Source organism: Sphingopyxis sp. BSNA05 (assembly GCF_013265645.1).
Taxonomy (GTDB): domain Bacteria; phylum Pseudomonadota; class Alphaproteobacteria; order Sphingomonadales; family Sphingomonadaceae; genus Parasphingorhabdus.
The window spans coordinates 1-20,176 of sequence record NZ_PYIA01000055.1 but is presented as its reverse complement, the minus strand read 5'-3'; the positions used below and the strand labels follow the sequence as shown (position 1 = coordinate 20,176).

The 20,176-nt window shown below is 58.5% G+C and carries 13 protein-coding genes and 4 pseudogenes; 8 read left to right on the top strand and 9 right to left on the bottom strand.

Annotation, left to right across the window (positions count from 1 at the left end):
* On the bottom strand, positions 1-336 hold a 336-nt coding region (locus C8024_RS05855; RefSeq protein ID WP_173203431.1), incomplete at its 3' end, for an IS5 family transposase.
* 264 nt (positions 337-600) lie between these two features.
* Between C8024_RS05855 and C8024_RS05850 the strand changes: the two are divergent.
* Together C8024_RS05850 and nadB are read left to right on the top strand one after the other, a co-directional pair.
* A pseudogene (locus C8024_RS05850) lies at positions 601-1,538 on the top strand (ABC transporter ATP-binding protein).
* 102 nt (positions 1,539-1,640) lie between these two features.
* The gene (gene nadB, locus C8024_RS05845) at positions 1,641-3,233 is read left to right on the top strand and encodes an L-aspartate oxidase (protein WP_173203429.1); all 1,593 of its coding nucleotides are present in this window, start codon (positions 1,641-1,643) and stop codon (positions 3,231-3,233) included.
* Between the two features lie 6 nt (positions 3,234-3,239).
* On the opposite strand, the gene C8024_RS05840 is transcribed toward nadB, so the two are convergent.
* The 3 genes from C8024_RS05840 to C8024_RS22500 form a co-directional block, all read right to left on the bottom strand.
* Positions 3,240-3,455 carry a hypothetical protein gene (locus C8024_RS05840; protein ID WP_217272021.1) on the bottom strand — a complete coding sequence of 72 codons (216 nt, stop codon included), beginning with the start codon at positions 3,453-3,455 and terminating at the stop codon, positions 3,240-3,242.
* A 389-nt stretch (positions 3,456-3,844) separates the two neighbouring features.
* Positions 3,845-6,049 carry a penicillin acylase family protein gene (locus tag C8024_RS05835; RefSeq protein ID WP_367947180.1) on the bottom strand — a complete coding sequence of 735 codons (2,205 nt, stop codon included), beginning with the start codon at positions 6,047-6,049 and terminating at the stop codon, positions 3,845-3,847.
* 126 nt (positions 6,050-6,175) lie between these two features.
* Positions 6,176-6,307: a hypothetical protein gene (locus C8024_RS22500; RefSeq protein WP_302051594.1), complete on the bottom strand. Its 132-nt coding sequence runs from the start codon at positions 6,305-6,307 to the stop codon at positions 6,176-6,178.
* Between C8024_RS22500 and clpB the strand changes: the two are divergent.
* The 4 genes and pseudogenes from clpB (at position 6,248) to C8024_RS05815 (ending at position 11,801) form a co-directional block, all read left to right on the top strand.
* Positions 6,248-8,787: pseudogene (gene clpB, locus C8024_RS05830) on the top strand (ATP-dependent chaperone ClpB). The gene C8024_RS22500 and the pseudogene clpB sit on opposite strands and share 60 nt — an antisense overlap.
* 31 nt (positions 8,788-8,818) lie before the next feature.
* Positions 8,819-10,018, top strand: coding sequence for a membrane dipeptidase (locus C8024_RS05825; protein WP_173203423.1), 1,200 nt, complete (start codon positions 8,819-8,821; stop codon positions 10,016-10,018).
* On the top strand, positions 10,015-11,034 hold the full coding sequence (locus C8024_RS05820; RefSeq protein ID WP_173203421.1) for a hypothetical protein: 1,020 nt from the start codon (positions 10,015-10,017) through the stop codon (positions 11,032-11,034). The genes C8024_RS05825 and C8024_RS05820 overlap by 4 nt, the downstream gene beginning before the upstream one ends.
* Before the next feature lie 26 nt (positions 11,035-11,060).
* Entirely contained in the window at positions 11,061-11,801 is a 741-nt protein-coding gene (locus C8024_RS05815; RefSeq protein ID WP_173203419.1) for a 2OG-Fe(II) oxygenase family protein, read from the top strand.
* Between the two features lie 91 nt (positions 11,802-11,892).
* Here the strand turns inward: C8024_RS05815 and C8024_RS05810 are convergent, their stop codons facing one another.
* Complete coding sequence (locus tag C8024_RS05810) at positions 11,893-14,856, bottom strand: TonB-dependent receptor (RefSeq protein ID WP_100094110.1); 2,964 nt, start codon at positions 14,854-14,856, stop codon at positions 11,893-11,895.
* A gap of 14 nt (positions 14,857-14,870) precedes the next feature.
* Positions 14,871-15,143 (bottom strand): hypothetical protein, encoded by a 273-nt coding sequence (locus tag C8024_RS05805; RefSeq protein ID WP_123906306.1) that lies wholly within the window; start codon positions 15,141-15,143, stop codon positions 14,871-14,873.
* Between the two features lie 44 nt (positions 15,144-15,187).
* Between C8024_RS05805 and C8024_RS05800 the strand changes: the two genes are divergently transcribed.
* A complete protein-coding gene (locus C8024_RS05800; RefSeq protein ID WP_123906305.1) occupies positions 15,188-15,745 on the top strand; it encodes a hypothetical protein in 558 nt (185 codons plus the stop codon).
* A 34-nt stretch (positions 15,746-15,779) separates the two neighbouring features.
* On the opposite strand, the gene C8024_RS05795 is transcribed toward C8024_RS05800, so the two are convergent.
* The 3 genes and pseudogenes from C8024_RS05795 to xseA all read right to left on the bottom strand — a co-directional run bounded on the left by C8024_RS05795 (position 15,780) and on the right by xseA (position 18,405).
* Positions 15,780-16,652, bottom strand: a complete 873-nt coding sequence (locus C8024_RS05795; protein ID WP_367947179.1) for a M23 family metallopeptidase — start codon at positions 16,650-16,652, stop codon at positions 15,780-15,782.
* On the bottom strand, positions 16,649-16,858 hold the full coding sequence (locus C8024_RS05790) for a DUF2093 domain-containing protein (RefSeq protein WP_173203417.1): 210 nt from the start codon (positions 16,856-16,858) through the stop codon (positions 16,649-16,651). Before C8024_RS05790 ends, C8024_RS05795 begins: the two co-directional genes overlap by 4 nt.
* Positions 16,859-16,940: 82 nt before the next feature.
* Positions 16,941-18,405, bottom strand: a pseudogene (gene xseA, locus C8024_RS05785) (exodeoxyribonuclease VII large subunit).
* Here xseA and purD point away from each other — a divergent pair.
* Positions 18,404-19,683, top strand: a pseudogene (purD, locus tag C8024_RS05780) (phosphoribosylamine--glycine ligase). The pseudogenes xseA and purD overlap by 2 nt on opposite strands.
* Positions 19,684-20,176 lie beyond the last annotated feature (493 nt).

Below are 20,176 nucleotides of genomic sequence, written 5' to 3'. Positions count from 1 at the left end.
GCGTGATCCGGGCCCCCTTTTACCACCGCTGGAATGCTGGTGAGCGCGAATGATGGAACTGTCGATAAATGCCATGGATTCTGGCGAACCTGCTGCCAAGGCATTGAAAATATTAATCCAAACACCAGCCTTCGCCCATCGGTTGAAGCGATTGTAGACCGTCGTGTACGGGCCATAGCGTGCCGGAAGGTCCCGCCAGGGCGAGCCCGTGCGCAAAATGTAAAAAATACCGTTTAGTACCCGCCGGTCATCCACCCGCGCTACGCCGCGCGGCTTGTTGGGCAATAGCGGAACGATAATCGACCACTCCGCATCACTCAAATCAAATCGTGCCATGATACACCTCCTCTAAAGACAGTGAATCATATCTATGGCGCTATGGGAATCCCCTTTATGAGTACACAACCTAGTCGGCAGGCATGAAGCAAATGGGGCAGCAAGATGGTTAACACCGGATCAACCTATTGCCACCGGACTGCCGCCGGGCGAATGATGGCTATCGTTCGCGACCTGCCTCGCCGCGGATGGGCGCAATTCCCCACGACACCACATCCTGCCAAAGGCTTTGATTATGAGAATTAATATGGGTATGCCGCCCCAATGAATGATGCAGCGATTTCGATACAGAATCTTTCCAAAACCTACGCCGGCGGCAAGCAGGCGCTCGACGATGTCAGTTTCGACGTCCCGCGCGGTTCAATCTTCGGGCTTCTCGGCCCCAATGGCGCCGGCAAATCGACACTGATCAACATTCTTTCCGGGATGGTCCGCAAGACCGGTGGCAATGCCAGCATCTGGGGCTTCGATATCGACGACAGCCCGCGCAATGCGAAAGCGTCGATCGGCATCGTTCCGCAGGAATCATCTTCGATCCCTTCTTCACACCTTCCGAAGCACTGGAAGTGCAGGCCGGCCTCTATGGTGTACCGAAAGCGAAACGCCGGACCATGGAATTGCTGCGCGCCGTCCATCTGGAAGACAAGGCCGATGCTTATGCCCGAACGCTGTCGGGCGGGATGAAGCGGCGGCTGCTGGTGGCCAAGGCCATGGTCCATTCGCCGCCGATTCTGGTGCTCGACGAGCCGACCGCGGGCGTCGATATCGACCTGCGCCAACAATTGTGGGAATATGTCGTCGAACTCAACAAGGCCGGCGTGACCATCGTACTGACGACCCATTATCTCGAAGAAGCGGAGAATCTCTGCGACCGCATCGCGATTATCAATCACGGCAAGCTGATCGCCAACAAGCCGACGCCGGAACTGGTCGACATGGCGCGCGAAAAGCTGGTCGAGCTGACGCTGGACCGCGACATCAGCGAGGCGCAGGACGCGGTTTCCTTCGCCAACGAGCTGTTCGAGAAGGCGGAGATTATCGGTCCGCGCACGGTGGCGGTGACCTATAACAAGGACCGCACCAACGCCGGCGGGGTGATGGCGGCGGTCCAGGAACGCGGCTTTGCCATCGTCGAGGTTACCACCAGAGAAGCGGATCTCGAGGATGTGTTTCTCAACCTGACCCGCGCCAAAGCGGCGTGAGAATGATGTACGCGCCGGGGGCCGCCAATGGTGAACCAGTCGAACCACGGCGTTTAGCGGAGAGCGGTCCTTCGACAGGCTCGGGACGAACGGAATTTTAAATTGAATCATGACGTTATCATAGTCGGATCCGGTGCGGCCGGACTGAGCGCAGCCATCACGCTGGCCCGTACCCACAAGGTCCTTGTGCTGGCCAAGGGTGAACTGACCGGCGGCTCGACTGCCTGGGCGCAGGGCGGGATTGCCGCCGTGCTCGACGCGGGCGATACGTTTGAAAATCATATCAACGATACGATGGTTGCCGGTGCCGGGCTGAACCGCCGAGAGACCGTCGAATTTGTCGTCGAAAATGCACCAGCCGCGATTGAGCGACTGGAAGACATGGGCGTCCCCTTCAACAAGGAGGCGGAAGTCCTCCACCTGACCCGCGAAGGCGGGCACAGCCACCGGCGCATCGTCCATGTCGACGATGCAACCGGCTGGGCGGTGCAGGAAGCCTTGCAGAATACCGCTGCGGCCCACCCGAATATCACGCTACGCCCGCATATGGTGGCGATTGACCTGATCGTCGACCGCCATGCGGAAACCCCGACCGGCGCCAAAAATGTCTGGGGCGTCTATGCGCTGAACAACGAAACCGGCCATGTCGAGACGCTGACCTCGCGCGCGACAATCATGGCGAGCGGCGGGGCCGGACGGACCTATCTCTTCTCCACCGCACCGCGCGGCGCGACCGGCGACGGCATCGCCATGGCCTGGCGTGCGGGTGCGCGGGTTTCCAATATGGAAATGATGCAGTTCCATCCGACCTGCCTCTATAATCTCGAGGTCAAGAATTTCCTGATCACCGAGGCCGTGCGCGGCGAAGGCGGGCATCTCAAACTGCCGGACGACGCGGGCGACGAAGCCGGTGACCGCTTCATGCAGCGCTTCGATCCGGAACGGATGGAACTGGCCCCGCGCGATATTGTCGCCCGCGCCAATGACCACGAGATCAAGCGGCTCGGACTGGACTATGTCCATCTCGATATCTCGCACCGCGATCCGGAATTTGTGAAGGGCCATTTCCCGAATATCTATGAAAAGCTGATCGGCTTGGGCATCGATATGACAACCGGTCCGATTCCGGTGGTGCCGGCCCAACATTATACCTGCGGCGGGATATTGATTGATCTGGCCGGCCGCACCGACTTGCCCGGCCTTTATGCAGCGGGTGAAGCCAGCGAAAGCGGCCTGCACGGCGCCAACCGTCTGGCCTCCAACAGCCTGCTCGAATGTTTCGTCTTCGGCGACGCTGCGGCACGCGATATCGCCGAACATTGGGATGACCTCCCTGCCCCGCCACCAATCCGGCCATGGGACGAAAGCCGCGTCACCGACAGCGACGAGGAAGTCGTGATCAAGCAGACCTGGACCGAAATCCGCCGCTTCATGTGGAATTATGTCGGCATCGTCCGCACCACCAAACGCCTCGAACGCGCCCAGAATCGCATCAATCTGCTGCGCGGCGAAGTCGAAGAATATTACGGCAATTTCCGTGTCACACAGGATTTGATCGAGCTGCGCAATCTGATCGAGGTGGCGGATCTGATCGTGAAGTCAGCGCTGGCGAGGAAGGAAAGCCGGGGACTGCATTATATTACCGACTATCCGGAATTGTCGGATGAGGCGGTGGATACGGTGTTGGTGCCTTAAGAGTTTCTAATCTAGATCGACCTGCTGTTGAGGACGAATCTTACCGTAAACCACACCTTCTCCAACTGAAGATCGTTTTAAAATAGCGGCTGACTCGACGACTACTTTGCCTTCCGAATAATCAATGTCATCACCTTCAAAAACATCAGCAGATTGGTCAACCTGATGAGAGCCGTTCATAAATCGATCCCAACCCAACACAGTCGCAACTAAAAATACCATAGCCGGTCCGAACCAGTCGACCTTAAACGCTGCCACTGCAGAAAATAATATCGCGCCAGATATCAATAGCGAACCAAAAAAATGGCCTTGGCTAACGTTCCAGAACTACTTATCATCATTCTTTCCATCTTCCCTCAGACCCAGACTCGTGGCAACCATAGCCCCACCAGCGAACCAAAATTGCGGTGCGGTAGCGAAGGCGAATGGATTTACGGCAGCATCAACGACTCCTAACGCAATTAGTCCAAGCCCCGAAGCAAATGTTAAAGCATTTTTTGACAATTTGCATCCCCTAAAGATGGAATTAATACTTGCAATAAATCAAATAATTGCAAGATATTTCTCAAAATTGGCCGAGTTTGCAAAGCCTCGTGCTATCAATAAACCCCTCAATTGGATTTTATCCTAAATTCGCTCGTCTTGTGCTTCTCCAGAGCCTTGGGATCAAACCACACCGGCTTCAGCTTCTTGTCGACAAACAGCTGCATCTGGTCGGTATAATGCGGCGAGTCCGGACGGGTGGTTGCGGCGCCGAAGGGCTGGATCGAGCGCGAGTGGACCTTGCCGTCCTTCGTCCATTCCATGAACATGATGAAGCTGTCGCCATGGCGCACGGACAGGCGCCCGTCCTCTTCGACATCCCACAGGGTCGAGGCGCGGATCGTGTCGTTGCCGCCGTCGACCGGCAGATCGACATTGCCCTGTCGCATGCGCAGTACATCCAACATCGGTGGATCGATCCTGCCGAAATATTTTGTCAGATGGTCGACGGTTTCCTGCAATATTTCGCGCGGATCGGGCATCTCGCCGCGGTTATAATGCGACTTGTTGGCGGGGCGCAGCACCATCAGCGCCAGTGCATCCGCCGGCCCCTTGCCGTCGAGATTCCAGTCCCACTGGCCGAGCAATTGCTGGGCCTTGAGCAGTTTCGCGCTGCCTTTCAGATCGAGTGCGGCGATCCGGTCGAGCCAGTCCTTGGCATAGCCCGCTTTCTCGTAGCCGGTGTCATATTTGATGGCCCATAGTTCGGCGTCGGTGATCTTGCCGTCGGCATTGGCCTGCTCCAGCAAGGCAATCGACCGGCGCGAACGGTTGGTCTGGTCATTTTCAACACCAAGCAGCGGCGAGAAATTGTCGGGTTTGAGCTCGTCCCCTGGCCCCGCCGCGATATAGGGCGTGTTGTTGGCGTTCATGACGTAACCCGAAGCCGGATTGACCAGTGCGGGTACGCGAGTGAACGGCAGGGTTTTCTGCCACAGGGCTTTGGAACTGTCGCCGGGCAATATCCCGCGCCAGTCATAGCCCTCGGGCCGGTCGGGGAACATCGCGTTATAGTACATCCCGATATTGCCCTGCGCATCGGCATAGATGAAATTGGTCGCCGGGACGCCCTGCCCCGCCATCGCCGCCTGCCATTCGTCGAAATTGCGCGCCTTGTTGATCCGGTAATATTGGGTCAGCATGTCGAGCTCGTCGATACCGGCGTAGCGCAGCGCATAGGCGCCGCTGTCATTCATGATCACCGGCCCGTGGATCGAGCGATAGGCGACTTGCGGATAGGGAATGACGAACGGGCCATATTTGATCTTCAGCCAGACACGTTTCTTTTCAAGCGGCTTCCATTCGCCGTCAAAGCGATAGGCGTCTTTCTTGTCGTTCAGAGTCAGCTTGTAGACATCGACCAGATCGGGGCGGTTGACCGTATTGGTCCAGCCGAGATATTTGTTGTGCCCGAGAAACGGGAACGGCGAGCCGGGGAAGTTGGCACCGGCAAAATCCCAGCCTTCTTTGCTGTGCACGACCAGTTCGTACCAGGCGACATTGCCGCGCAGGGGCTGGTGCGAATTGGAAATCAGGCGGGTCTTGCCTTCGGGCGAGAGTTCCGGCGCAAGCGCATAGGCATTGGAGCCATTCTCGTCGGGGTCGGGGCCGACCGGTGTTGCGGAGTCCTCCTCGATCAGCTTGTCGGGGCTGAGGGGATGGATTGATGTTTTGACCGGTTCATCGGAGAGACGCGGACCGCCCTCGCGCGGCAGCGGCTTGTTCTGGACCAGCGCTTCGATCGGATTGTTGAGGCCAAAGAAAAATGGCGAACGCAGCACGAATCCGGCCGCAATATCCTGCCCGTTGACGGGAAATAATTTCGCCAGCTTCACCTCTTCCGGATGCTCCGCCGCATAAGCGTTGAGTCCGGACGCGTAGCCGTCGAGCACCGCGCGGACATCGGCCGGAAGATCGTCATATTTGCGGTTCACCGTCCCGCGCACATCGAGGAGCGCCGCGATATAGTCGATCGGCGCGCTTTCGGATCCGTTGAGCGTCGCCATCCGGCCGCGCGTCATCGCGGTCACTTCCTGCAGCGTGGAAAAATCATCCTCGCTATGGGCATAGGCCACGCCATAAGCGACATCGGCATCGGTCTTGCCGAAAATATGCGGCACGCCGAATTCATCGCGGACAATGCGGGCTTCATAGGCGCCTTCCGGCGGCGGCGCGGATTCCGCAACGCTGATCGGCTCCCAGACAGCAAGGCCAATAGCCAGCAGCACAATGATCGCGAGCAGCCCGATGCCCAGACGCTTAAGTGTTTTCACGTATTTTATCCTCTCCGCCGGCACCATAAACCATGTGCTCTTTTACACTCGAACGCGCTTACCATATAAGTTTCAAGGAAAAAGTTTTGAATATGGTTGTGTTGCACGACTGCAACACCATATTTATCACAAGACACCGAGACTAAACAGGATGAACCGATGAACCTTGAGAAATTCACCGACCGCGCCAAAGGCTTTTTGCAATCTGCCCAGACCGTCGCAATCCGGATGAACCACCAGCAGATCACCGCCGCGCATTTGGCGAAGGCACTGCTCGAAGACGACCAAGGCATGGCTGCGGGACTGATTACCAAGGCGGGCGGCGATGCCAAAAAGCGCATCAGGAAATTGATGCGGCGCTCGCCAAGATTCCCGCTGTCTCGGGCAGCGGCGCGCAGCAGACGCCGGGCCTCAACAATGATGCCGTCCGGGTGCTGGACCAGGCCGAACAGATTGCCGAAAAGGCCGGTGACAGCTATGTCACCGTCGAACGGCTGCTGCTCGCGCTGCTGCTCTCCAAGGACACCGCGGCGGGCAAGGCGCTGCAATCCTCGGGCGTCACCGCCGAAGCGCTGAACAAGGCGATCAATGATTTGCGGGGCGGCCGTGCGGCCAATACCGCTTCCGCCGAGGACACCTATGAAGCGATGGAAAAATATACCCGCGACCTGACCCAGGCTGCGCGCGACGGCAAGCTCGACCCGGTCATTGGCCGCGACGAGGAAATCCGTCGCACGATCCAGATATTGGCGCGTCGCACCAAGAATAATCCCGTCCTGATCGGCGAACCCGGCGTCGGCAAGACCGCCATCGCCGAGGGCATGGCGCTGCGCATTGCCAATGGCGATGTGCCGGACAGCCTGAAAGACCGCCGTCTGATGGCGCTCGACATGGGGTCGCTGATAGCCGGCGCGAAATATCGCGGCGAGTTTGAAGAGCGGCTGAAAAGCGTGCTCGACGAAGTGCGCGGGGCCGAAGGCGAAATCATCCTGTTCATCGACGAGATGCACACTTTGGTCGGCGCTGGCGCGTCGGAAGGATCGATGGACGCCTCCAACCTGCTCAAGCCGGCACTGGCCCGCGGCGAGCTGCATTGCATCGGCGCGACCACGCTTAACGAATATCAGAAATATGTCGAAAAGGACGCAGCGCTGCAGCGTCGCTTCCAGCCCGTATTCATCGGCGAACCGACCGTGGAGGATACGGTTTCGATCCTCCGGGGCTTGAAAGAGAAATATGAGCTGCACCATGGCGTACGGATCACCGACGGCGCGATTGTCAGCGCCGCGTCTCTCTCCAACCGCTATATTCCCGACCGTTTCCTGCCTGACAAGGCGATCGACCTGATGGACGAGGCGGCGTCGCGCATCCGCATGGAAGTCGAATCCAAGCCGGAAGAGATCGAAACGCTCGACCGCCGGATCATCCAGCTCAAAATCGAGCGCGAGGCACTGTCCAAGGAAAGCGACGATGCGTCCAAGGGCCGTCTCGAAACGCTCGAGAAGGAACTGGCGGAACTTCAGCAGCAAAGCACCGAGCTGACGACGCGCTGGCAGGGCGAGAAAGACAAGATTAATGCCGAAGCCGAGCTCAAGGAGAAGCTTGACCATGCCCGGCTCGAACTGGAGCAGGCCGAACGGGCTGGCGATCTCGCCAAGGCCGGCGAGCTGAGCTACGGAACGATACCCAATCTGGTAAAGGCGCTCGAGGAGGCGGCAGGAGATACCGAAGGGGCGATGCTGCGCGAGGAAGTGACCTCCGAGGACATTGCCGCGGTCGTTTCCAAATGGACCGGTATTCCGGTCGACAAAATGCTCGAGGGCGAACGCGAGAAGCTGCTGGCGATGGAAGACATTATCGGCAAGCGGGTGATCGGCCAGAAGGATGCGGTTGAGGCTGTCTCCGCTGCTGTTCGCCGCAGTCGTGCCGGACTGCAGGACCCTAACCGTCCGCTGGGCAGCTTCCTGTTCCTCGGCCCGACCGGGGTCGGCAAGACCGAACTGACCAAGGCGCTCGCCGGCTTCCTGTTCGATGATGACCAGGCGATGGTCCGAATCGACATGTCCGAATTCATGGAGAAGCACAGCGTATCACGGCTGATCGGTGCCCCTCCGGGCTATGTCGGCTATGACGAAGGCGGCGTGCTGACCGAAGCGGTGCGCCGGCGTCCCTATCAGGTGATCCTGTTTGACGAGGTCGAAAAGGCCCATGGCGACGTGTTCAACGTGCTGCTGCAGGTTCTCGACGACGGGCGTCTGACCGACGGTCAGGGCCGGGTGGTGGATTTCTCCAACACGCTGATCATCCTGACCTCCAACCTCGGCAGCCAATATATGGCGAACATGAAGGATGGCGAGACGGTCAAGGATGTCGAACCACAGGTGATGGAAGTCGTCCGCGCGCATTTCCGCCCGGAATTCCTCAACCGTCTGGACGAGATCATCCTGTTTCACAGGCTTTGCGAAGAGCATATGGCACCGATCGTCGATATCCAGGTTTCACGGGTGCAGAAACTGCTCAAGGACCGGAAGATCGAACTCGACCTCACCGATGCCGCAAGGCGCTGGCTGGGACGGGTTGGCTATGATCCGGTTTACGGCGCACGGCCGCTGAAACGGGCGATCCAGAAATATCTGCAGGACCCGCTGGCTGACATGATCCTGCGCGGCGAAGTGCCAGATGGATCCACGGTCAAGATCGACGAAGGCGACGGCGCGCTGAAGATGGAAACTGAATGACAATCAACGGCTGAGCCTCCATATTGCAGGCATGAAAAACCCGAAACCAATTTCGCGGAGATCTTTTGTCGGCGGCACCGCACTGTCCGCTTTGGCGGGCAGTGGCGGTATCGCGATGGCGCGGAGCCTGACCGGTGCTGTTCGACCTGCTCCGGTGATAGACGGATTGAGTTTCCTTCCCGATAATCTGGACGAAATCCGTCAGGCCGGACTGACCGCGATGATCTGCGATGTCTCGCAAGTCGAGGAAGTCCGGGATGCGGACGGGACACCGCGGTACCAGCGCAATTTTGGTGTAAATGACAAGGCGCTCGACGCCGCTGTCAGCCGCATAGACGCAAGCGATGAGGTCTTCCTCGCCACACGCGGCAGCGATATTGGAAACCAGCCCGGCTGCGCTGCCTTTCTGCAAGTCCAGTCCTGCGAAACCATCGGTGAAGACCTTCGCCGTATCGCATATTTCCACGACAAGGGACTGCGCGTTCTCCAGCTGACCCATCATAATGACAATAAATTTGCCGGCGGCGCGATCGAGAGGGAGCAAAGCGGCCTGACCGAACTGGGGCGCGCCGGCATAGCCGAAATGAACCGGGTGGGTCTTCTGCCGGACGTTTCCCACGGCTCAGTGCCGACAATATTGCAAGCGGCGCAAGCAAGCCGTTCGGCTGTAGCCTACTCCCACGGAGCATGCCGGGCGATTGTCGATCATCCGCGCTGCATAACTGACGAGGGAATAAGGGCCATCGCCGACAAGGGTGGCGTCATCGGAATTTTCATGATGAGTTTCTGGCTGACGGCCGACAGTCGGCCCGAAGTCGATCATCTGATCGCGCACATCCGGCATGTGATAAATATCGGAGGCATTGACGCGGTCGGTATCTCCAACGATTTCCCGATGGCTGGACAGGAAAATCTGCGCCAATTGGGCAATGACAATGCAGAGGGCGTCAAGGAATATCTCGGCTGGTGGCGGGCCATGCGAAAGCTTGGCATTCCGGGATATGAGGATGATCCGGAACATGTTGTCATCCCCGAGCTCAACAATCTGTCCCGCATGATGACGATCCGCACCGCCTTGCTGGAGGAAGGCTTCAGCCAGGAAGAGGTTTCGAAGATCATGGGCGGCAACTGGCAGAGATTGCTCGTCGACGTTTGGGATAGACCAAACCCGCATTTGAATGATCCCCCTATTGTACGATCCGCCATTTCCCCGCATTATGAGCGACTATGACTTCAACCACCGAAATAACCCGCAACGCCGCGTTTCTCGCCCATCGATATGATGAAAACAGCGATGCGTTCCAGTTCGTCGAGTTGACGCGCGAACAGCATCGCCGCTGCACCTTCCTGACCGACGAATATATTCCGGAGCAATCCGGACGGACGATGGTCAGGTCGCAAGATGTCGATCTTGATAAGGGCGCGCAGGCGCCGGTGAATTTCATCTTCCATTCGGCCTTCGCCTGCTCGACGATGATGGCTCGTGCGCTCGATATCGAAGGCGTTTCAATGGGATTGAAGGAACCGATTGTGCTGAACGATCTGGTCGGCCTGAAACGGCGCGGCGCCGCCCCAGCCAGGCTCTCGGCTGCGCTGGAACGGTCAATCGCCCTTCTGTCGCGCCCCTTTTCCACCGACGAAAAGGTCATCGTTAAACCGTCCAATATCGTCAATAGCCTGGCGCCGTCGATTCTGGAGATGCGACCGGCGGCAAAGGCCCTGTTCCTGCACGCTCCGCTCAAATCCTATTTGCGGTCACTCGCGGCCAAGAATATGTGGGGGAGAATCTGGGCCCGGGAAAATGCCATCGGCATACTGGAGGATGGCGATCTGATCGGTGGTTTTACATCCGCCGACCTGCTCCGTCTGACCGATATCCAGGTTGCAGCGGTCGCATGGCTCTCCGAACATGCGCGTTTTGCGAAGATGATCGAACGGTTTGGCGCCGATCGCATCAAAAGCCTCGATAGCGATAAATTTTTGAGCAACAAGCACGATACAATTGCCAGGCTCTCGATCTTTTTCGGACTGGCGCTCGACAAGGACCAGATCGAGAATCTTTTAGCCGGCCCGGCCTTCACCCAACATTCCAAGGATTTTTCCAAGTTCGATAGCACGGCACGTCTGGACCAGCATTCGAACGTGGACGATTCCAATGGCGAAGAGATCGACATGGTCGTGCAATGGTCCGCTGCGGTGGCCGTAAGCCAGAATATTTCTCTCGAGCTGTCGGCACCTTTGCTTTGACCAGAAAATGAGGATCGAGACCGAAGATGAATTCTGATCAGAATATAGACTTTCGGCTGAATCCGGATCTGGATTTGCCGGCGCTGGCCCACCAGTTCAGGGCAGCGGGTCGCATCCAGATACGCGATGCTCTGGATATCGGGACAGCCGAATTTTTTCGTTCAGTTCTCCAGAACCGCACGAATTGGGGACTGGCGTGGCAGATCGGGGCAGAAGGCCCCCGCGCCATGCGTTATGCCGAGACTCAGGCGCTGTCCGACGCGGAAAAGCTGGCTTTGTGTCAGAAGGCCGGGGAAGCGGTCGGAAAGGGCGAATATGGGTTTGTCTATGAGCAATATGCCATGCTTACCGCCTATCTCGAGCAATGGGATCCGGCGCATCCACTGAACCGGTTATTGGAGCATCTCAACGACCAGCCGTTTCTCGATCTGGTCCGTCAGGTCAGTGGCGTGCAGTCCGTGATAAAGGCGGAAGCTCAGGCAACCTGCTTCGCGCCTGGCCATTTCCTGACCGAACATGACGATCTGCACAGCAGGGACCCGCGGCGCGTAGCCTATGTCCTCAATCTGACAATTCCGGACTGGAAATCGGAATGGGGCGGCTATTTGAACTTTTTCGATGAGCACGGCAACATCGAGGCCGGATTCAGACCGATGTTCAACAGCCTGAACATGTTTCTTGTGCCGCAGCGCCATTCGGTTTCCCATGTTGCGCCCTTCGCGCCCGTCGGTCGCTATGCGATCACCGGCTGGGCGATGGACCCCTGACACGGCGCTTTTCTTTTAACTTCTTGTTCAGGCAATAAAAAAGGCGGGCTCGAAAGCCCGCCTTCTTTTTATCCGTTTGGATCGGCTGCGATTAGAAGCGCAGACGAACACCGGTGTAATAGCGCCGACCGAAGACGTCATAAACGTCAGCAGCGGTATCGGAACCGGTCACGTTGAACGGTGTACCGGTCAGAATGTTCGGAGCCGCTTTGTCGAGGAGGTTATCAACACCAAAGTAGAACTCGAACTTCTCGGTGACGTAGAACGAGGTGTTCATGTCCAGCAGGAAGTAAGCTGGTACCGAGTAAGCTTTTGGTCCGTCGAACTGGTCGTCTTCGTAGGACTTGCCGATGAACGTACCGGTAAATCCAACCTTGAAGTCATCGGTCGAGTAGGTCGCGTTCGCGGTGAAGCGATCTTTGGCCGTACCGATTTCACCAGCAGATGGATCAGCATCTGCAGTTGGCAAGGAGAAGAAATCATTCTCGATCACGTGCGTGTAGGCACCGCGAAGAGAGAGACGATCGCCAGCGGTCAAACCAAGAGGCGTGCTCCAGGACGCGGTAACGTCAACACCCGAAGTCTTCAGAACAGCAGCGTTAACCTGCAGGGCGTTGATCAGATCGATCGAACCCACGCTGTTGACGGCTGTGCCTGCCTGACGACGAACGATCAGATCACAGAAGGTGGAGTTACCTTCATCATAGCACTGCTGAAGCGAGAACTGCCGTGGGAAGCCCGAAATCACGTCGGTGATTTCGATGTTGTAGTAGTCGGCAGTAATCGTCAGGTTACCCAGTGCAGGGATCGAACGAGGTGCAATGACCGCACCAACGGTCCAGGAATCTGCAGTTTCTTCGAACAGGTCGGGGTTGCCGCCGTTGAAGCCCGAGATACCCTGAATATCGGCCTGGTTGAGTGTGAACACACCATTTGCGGCAATGTTGGCTGCAACGCCAGCATCAGCCCGGCAATTGTCGCCGGTTGCACCGCCACCAGTTGCACCAATACCTTCGCAAGGATCGATCAGACCCGATGGGAAAGTCTGCGAGAGACCCGCAAACAATTCGCCAATGTTCGGAGCACGAACGGCACGAGCATAGGTACCACGGATCCGGAGATCATCAATTGGCTGCCATGTAGCTGTACCGTTGTAGCTCACAACCGAACCAACCGTCGAGTAGTCGGAGACACGGATAGCACCACCAACTTCGAGAAGCTGGAAGAACGGCGTATCAGCCAAGATCGGAACCTTGATTTCAGCAAAGGCTTCTTTGACGTCGAACGAACCGCTGGTGTCCGGCAGAACGTTACCGGCATTCAGACCCTGGTTTGTCAGAGCATCGTTATCGGAGAAAGAAGATTCTTTCCGATATTCAACGCCGACAGCGATACCGAGCGGACCTGCTGGCAGGTCAAGCAGCGTACCGGAAAGGTTACCCTGAAGAACCTGCTGTTTCAGGCCAGTCTGGTAGGTGCCCTGTGCTTGGATGTAGTCAACAGCACCTTGCGAGATCGAGCCGGCACCGAAGATGTTCGCAGCGACACAACCGTTTGCGCGTGCTTCAGCATCGATACAGATTGCATCGGTTGTCAAACCGTTGCCATTCAGGTCGTTGACGTCGGTCATGACCGCAAGCGCGTCGCGGAAGTTGACGACATTGACCTGACCGGAAGAGGTCTGGTTTTCGTTAACCTGGCCGTAGTTATAGCTGACGTCCCAACGGAAACGATCATCAAACAGGCCACCGTCGAAACCGACTACGAAGCGATAGAAATCACGTTCGGTACGACCCGAGCGTGGACCGAATTCTGCAAGACGACGAACAAAGCCGATGTCGCGCAGACCGTCGCCATTGCTATCCGTTGCCGCATTCAGAATTTCTGTCGGAACAAACGGGTTCGCTACGATGGTGCTGGTGCCTGGCAGATAGTTTTCGACATTATAGCCACTATCCGATGGGAAGATGCCGTTGGAGCCACCGGATTCCAGCGGGAACGGTTCAATGATCCGCGACGAAGACGTTTTGTTGAACGTGCCTTCGAAGAAGAAGTTGATATCGTCGCTGAGCGCATATTCACCAGCTGCAGCGAAGAGATAACGCTGAACAGGCACGGCGAGCGTACGGAACTGCTGGCGATTGAAGCCGTTGGGGCCAAGGCCTGGTCCGACGGTTGCTGTACAGGTAGGTCCATTGGTAGTGAAGCAATCCTGCAACTGGCCGTTTGGAGCATAGGTGAAGGTTGCGCTTGGAGTAATGAAACGACCCTGTGGTGGGAAGCTGGAGAAAAACGGCTCAGTATCCGTACCCCAGTCACCGCCGAAGTAGATCGAGTCGAGAGCATCGATCTGCGTGTTCGAGCGCTGCTTGGACAGCAGACCTTCTTCGTTCGAATAGCCGAAGTGGACCATGATGTTGCCGTCGCCGTCAGCGAAGTTGGTGCCAGCGGTTACGTTCATCTGGTAGCGGGCGTCGTCGCCTTGCTCGGTGATGCCGTATTGTGCGTTGGCTTCAATGCCTTCAAAGTTCGACTTGTAGACGAAGTTGACAACACCTGCGACAGCGTCCGAACCGTAGAGCGAAGACGCGCCACCGGTCAGAATGTCGATACGTTCAACAAACTGCGTCGGGATGATGTTAAGATCGACGGTTGCCGAACCAGCCAGCGACGCAACAACGCGGCGGCCGTTGATCAGAACCAGCGTACGGTCGGAACCGAGGTCACGAAGATCGACCGTTGCAACACCGGTACCTGAAGTCAGGAATGCAGAGTTGGTACGGCTAAGACCAGGCGTACCGAACACAGGATTTTCAAGGAGAAGCTCCTGAACGTTGGTAACACCGGCATCGTCGATCGATTCAGCCGAGACGACCTGCAGCGGAGCAGCAGATTCGACGGTAGCCGACGCAATGCGCGAACCGGTAACAACAATAAGTTCGCCGGGTTGTTCATCAGCAGCGCCTGCTTCCTGCGCGAAGGCAGGTACAGATACCATAGCGATTCCCAGCACCATCGGTGCTACGGTCGCCTTTAGCTTCGTAAATTTTGTCATTATATTCCAGTCCCTTATTCTGGAGAAACAGGCCACCATGGCCTGCCCCGGTTGTTGACCGGCGGTAATCTATGCGCCCCAAACGCAATGATTAATCCGCCGAATTGCCGCTGCGATGCAACATCGATGGCCGTGCTGTAAAGCTTCCGTTCAGCTTCACGAGCGGATTTTGTAGACAATGTAACTATTTTGCCACAGTTCCACGGGCAGCCCGAAATCCCTTTTCCGGCGATTATTCCGTTGTGCAATTTTACACCGCTGTTTAATTCATCACCGATATGCGGCATAGATCGCTATCCATGCAGCTCATCAGAAGAGGATGAAGATCATCATGAACAATTTTACCGGCAAAACAGCATTGGTATGCAGCGCGGCTTTGCTCGCTGTCTTGCCCGCATCGGCGCTGGCCAAGGATGATGACGAGAACACGTCACCACCGGCCATTTTCCAGGATGTTATCGATTGCCAGAAGGTGACCGACGCTACAGCCCGTCTGGCCTGTTATGACGCGAAGGTCTCGACACTGGCTGCGGCACAGGAAAGCCGGCAGGTCGTCGTCGCCGATCGCGAGCAGATCCAGGAAGCGCGCCGCGGTCTTTTCGGATTCTCGCTTCCCAAGATCCGGCTGTTCGGCGGTGGATCGGACGAGAAGGACAAGGAAGAGCGTATCGAGCAGCTCGAGACGACCATCACTTCCGCCCGGCAATTCGGCTACGGCAAATGGATGCTGACGCTGGAAGAAGGCGGCCGCTGGCAGCAGACCGATACGATCCGGCTGAATTCCGAACCACGGAACGGTGACAAGATATTGATCAAGACTGGTGCCATGGGCAGCTATCTTGCCAGTATCAACGGGCAGCGTTCGATCAGGGTGAAGCGAGTCGAATGATCCGCGCCTGACTTCGCCGGGAAGCCGGCAATGATCAGTCCATCGGCCCGGTCAGCAGGATCGGGTCGATCCGGGCGGCGTTCCATTTCATCGACCAGTGCAGATGCGGCCCTGTCGCGCTGCCGGTCGAGCCGATCCTGCCGATCGGTTCGCCGCGCCTGACAACCTGTCCTTCTTCGACCAGTATCTCTGAGCTGTGCAGAAAGGCGCTGTTCAGCCCCATGCCGTGATCGATCATCAGCAAATTGCCCTCCAGCGTGAACGGGCTGGATGCGGCCAGAGTCACGACGCCGTCCGCTGGCGCGACATAATAGGTGCCGGTCGGAGCGGCGATATCGACACCGCTGTGATAGCTGCCGGGATCGCCATTATAGATTCGCTGCGATCCGAACTGGCCGGAAATGCGGCCCTTAGCAGGCCAGATGAAATTCTGCCGCCAGCCCTGGCTGTCGCTGGTGACGGAGCGAGCCGCGTTGATCTGCTCCAGTTCCGGACCACGGCGCGCCAGAAAGGCGGCGCTGCGGGTAGTGGCGCGGCGATTGATGCTGACATGCTCGATCTTCCAGTTACGGGGAGCAATGTTGATGAATTTGCGGACGGTCTCGCCACTGTCGAGAGTCGCGATAATATTGGCCGCCTGTCCCGCGTCACGGTTGAAGGCGATGATGAACTTGCCATCCTCGTCAAAGGGGACGGGCTCGCCGTCGAAAGACAGGCTGCGGGTGCCGGCAGGCGCATCGCCGATCATCACCCCGCCCTGCATGGCTTCGCCGCTGAACCCGAACTGTATCGCGTCGCGAAAGGCCGACTGTTCGGTGTCGCCGGTTCCGGCATGGACGATAGCTACAGGCGCAGCCACGGTCGTGACGGCCAGTAGAGCCAGAGCGGTTCTAAACCGCCCGATCACTTTTCGCTTTCGGGCAGATGGGCGTGCGCCGAAATCTGGGCGGTGGCATAAGGCTCCTGCTTTTCCACGCTCCAGTAGCGCAGTTCCTCGAGCGGGATCGCTTCACCGGTCACCGCGCACAGGACATGGTCCCCGGACGAAAGCGGCCGGAAGCCGTTCGGCATATAGTGCAGCTTTGCCATCTTGTTGCGATTAGACATTAACATAGGACGCTTATACTCCCTCGATCCTTTACCTGCGATTTACGGTCATGATCGCCACAGCGGGCCGATCCTACCGCAAATCCCCCTAGAATAAATCCTGCTGCCTGTCATCCGGCGCTTTTTTGACTCGACTCGCCGATGGCGGAGCGGGTTTTGGCTTGGCCGGCGCCTTGTCCGTCACCGTCGCGCCAACAGTCCCGTCCTGGAAATGCAGATCGAGATCGCCGGCCTTTATCGCCGCGGCGCGATTGGCGATCAGGCTGCCGTCCGGTCCGGACACCCGGGCATAGCCGCGTTTCAGTGGACCGTCGGGCGAGACCTGCTGGGCCAGCCGCCAAAGGGCGTCTAGCCGCCGCTTCGCATCATCAAGCGGGCGCTGAACCAGACTGACCGGCAGATCGAGCCGTTTCAATTGCTCCTGCGAACGGGCCAGCCGCTGCCGCAATATCGAGGGCCGCAAGGCCCCGGCGCTTGCCGAAAACGGCTGCGCGCGTGGGCGATATTCTGGCTCATGCCATATTTCATCCGCTCGGACGTCTCGTCGACCCGCTGCTGGTGCGGACGGAGCAGATCGGTCAGGGCCGGCATCAGACGGCGTTGCGCCTCCAGCCGTTCCTGCGCGGTGCTCAGGCTACGCTGCACGCTGCGCGCCATCCGCGCCTTGCCCTCGGCCAGTGTGGCCAGCCATTCTGCCCGGACCGGCACCGCCATTTCCGCGGCAGCCGTCGGTGTCGGCGCGCGCAGGTCGGCGGCGAAATCGCAAAGCGTCGTATCGGTCTCGTGCCCCACGGCAGAGATGATCGGGATCGTGCAATCCGCGACCGCCCGGACCACGATTTCCTCGTTGAAGCTCCACAGGTCCTCGATCGACCCGCCGCCGCGCGCGACGATCACCAGATCGGGCCGGGCGACCGGACCATCCGGCGCATCTCGGAAAAGCCGCGAATGGCGTGGGATATCTGCTTTGCCGCCCCCTCGCCCTGCACCAGCACCGGCCAGACGATGACATGGCTGGGGCAGCGGTCGGCGAGCCGGTGGAGGATATCGCGGATCACCGAACCGGTCGGCGATGTCACCACGCCGATGGTCTTCGGCAGGAACGGGATCGCTTTCTTGCGGTCCTGATCAAACAGGCCTTCGGCGAGCAGCTTGGCCTTCAGCTTCTCGAACAAAGCCATCAACGCGCCCTCGCCCGCCAGCTCCATCTTGTCGATCACCACCTGATATTTCGAGCGACCGGGATAGGTGGTCAGCTTGCCCGAGACCACGACCTCGATGCCGTCCTCGGGCCGGAACGGCAGCCGTCCGGCATTGCCCTTCCACATCACCCCGTCGATCACCGCCTTGTCGTCCTTCAGCGCCAGATAGACATGGCCGGACGCGGCGCGTTTGAAGCCCGATATCTCGCCGCGGATCCGGACATAGCCGAAGCGATCCTCGACCACTCGCTTGAGCGCTCCGGAAATTTCCGAAACCGACAACGGCGGGGCGTTGTCACCCTGCCCGCTCTCGGCTAGGAGCTTCGCGTCTAATGAGAGGGAATCGTCCATGAATATCCTGTTGATCGGTTCGGGTGGCCGCGAACATGCCTTGGCCTGGAAGCTGGCGCAATCCCCCATGCTCGGGAAATTTTACGCGACACCCGGCAATCCCGGCATCGCGCAGCACGCCGATCTGGTCACGCTCGACATCAGCGACCATGGCGAAGTCATCCTCTTTTGCGGCGAGCATGACATCGATCTGGTCGTCGTCGGCCCGGAAGCGCCGCTGGTCGATGGCCTCGCCGAAAGCCTGCGCACCGCCGATATTTTCGTCTTCGGTCCCGACAAGGCAGCGGCGCAGCTGGAAGGCTCGAAAGGCTTTACCAAGGACCTTTGCGCCCGCGCCAATATTCCCACGGCAGGCTATGTCCGCGCCACCAGCGCCACCGATGCACTCAAGGCGCTGAATGATTTCACCATCCCCGTCGTGATCAAGGCCGATGGCCTGGCCGCCGGCAAGGGCGTGATCATTGCCGAGACCCGCGAGCAGGCCGAGGCCGCGGTCACCGACATGTTCGACGGCAGCTTCGGTGAAGCCGGCGCGGAAGTGGTGATCGAGGAATTTCTGACCGGCGAGGAAGCCAGCTTCTTCGCGATCACCGACGGCGAGAATGTCGTCCCCTTCGGCAGCGCGCAGGACCACAAGCGCGTCGGCGAAGGCGATGTCGGCCCGAACACCGGCGGCATGGGCGCATACAGCCCCGCCCCTGTCCTCACCCCCACCCTGCAACATCAGGTGATGGAGCAGATCATCCAGCCGACCGTCGCCACATTGGCCGCCGAGGGCACGCCCTATAGCGGCGTCCTGTTCGCGGGGCTGATGCTGACCGATACGGGCCCGCAGCTAATCGAATATACGCCCGTTTCGGGGACCCAGAATGCCAGGTGCTGATGATGCGGCTGGAAAGCGATCTCGCCAAGCTGATGATGGCCACCGCCAAGGGCGACCTCGCCCAGACCAGCGCCCCGGCTTTTGCCCCCGAAACTGCGCTTACCGTGGTGATGGCGGCGAAAGGCTATCCTGCCACACCGGAAAAAGGCGGCAAGATCCAGAATCTGGCGCGAGCCGAGCGCGAAGGCGCCAAAATATTCCATGCCGGTACGGCGGAAGTCGACGGCGCTTTGGTCGCCAGTGGCGGGCGCGTGCTCAATGTCACCGCATCGGGCGCCAACGCCACCGAAGCGCAGGCGAAGGCTTATGCGGCGGTTGACCAGATCGATTTCGAGAGCGGCTTCTGCCGCCGCGATATCGGCTGGCGCGAGGTTGCGAGGGAAGCCGGGAACTAGACTCACAAGGCGGTACGGCGCGTCGGGGATTGCCTGACTTGGGGCCAGGGAGCGGTTCTCACCTGCCCTTTTGTCGGGAGCGGGTTTATGGGACTCGCACGAAGCCGCGAAGGCGCTAAGAAATTGCGCTTTGTGGCTTCGTGTCTTCGTGCGAGCCCAGCAATTTTGCGTCGCGCGGTGAACTTTACAAAACAAATTGTTTTATTTTCTGCGACCTTTGCCCCCAGGCCGCAGAATTCCAGCCTTTGTAGGAAACCAACAAGCTGTCGAGTGTAACCTTTGAAATCGCCGCCCGAACCGGTCCGTTGGAAACAAGCACCCAGCCGCCAGCGCCGCGATCCTATCCAGATTATCAAAGAGCCCGTCCCGCCCATGGCGCGGAGCGGGTGCGATAATAGCGGATTGAGCCAGGTGTAGGACAGCGCTTTGTCCACCTTCTCCCGTGAGGGAGAAGGATACGAAGCCTTATCCAAAGGATTAGGCGCAGTTGGAT

Coding starts and splice junctions, on each gene's coding strand:
- C8024_RS05815 (WP_173203419.1), top strand. CDS start 11,061: ATGAATTCTGATCAGAATATAGACTTTCGGCTGAATCCGGATCTGGAT.
- C8024_RS05840 (WP_217272021.1), bottom strand. CDS start 3,455: ATGGTATTTTTAGTTGCGACTGTGTTGGGTTGGGATCGATTTATGAAC.
- C8024_RS05800 (WP_123906305.1), top strand. CDS start 15,188: ATGAACAATTTTACCGGCAAAACAGCATTGGTATGCAGCGCGGCTTTG.
- C8024_RS05810 (WP_100094110.1), bottom strand. CDS start 14,856: ATGACAAAATTTACGAAGCTAAAGGCGACCGTAGCACCGATGGTGCTG.
- C8024_RS05790 (WP_173203417.1), bottom strand. CDS start 16,858: ATGTTAATGTCTAATCGCAACAAGATGGCAAAGCTGCACTATATGCCG.
- C8024_RS05820 (WP_173203421.1), top strand. CDS start 10,015: ATGACTTCAACCACCGAAATAACCCGCAACGCCGCGTTTCTCGCCCAT.
- C8024_RS22500 (WP_302051594.1), bottom strand. CDS start 6,307: ATGCGCGGCGGTGATCTGCTGGTGGTTCATCCGGATTGCGACGGTCTG.
- C8024_RS05825 (WP_173203423.1), top strand. CDS start 8,819: ATGAAAAACCCGAAACCAATTTCGCGGAGATCTTTTGTCGGCGGCACC.
- C8024_RS05805 (WP_123906306.1), bottom strand. CDS start 15,143: ATGCCGCATATCGGTGATGAATTAAACAGCGGTGTAAAATTGCACAAC.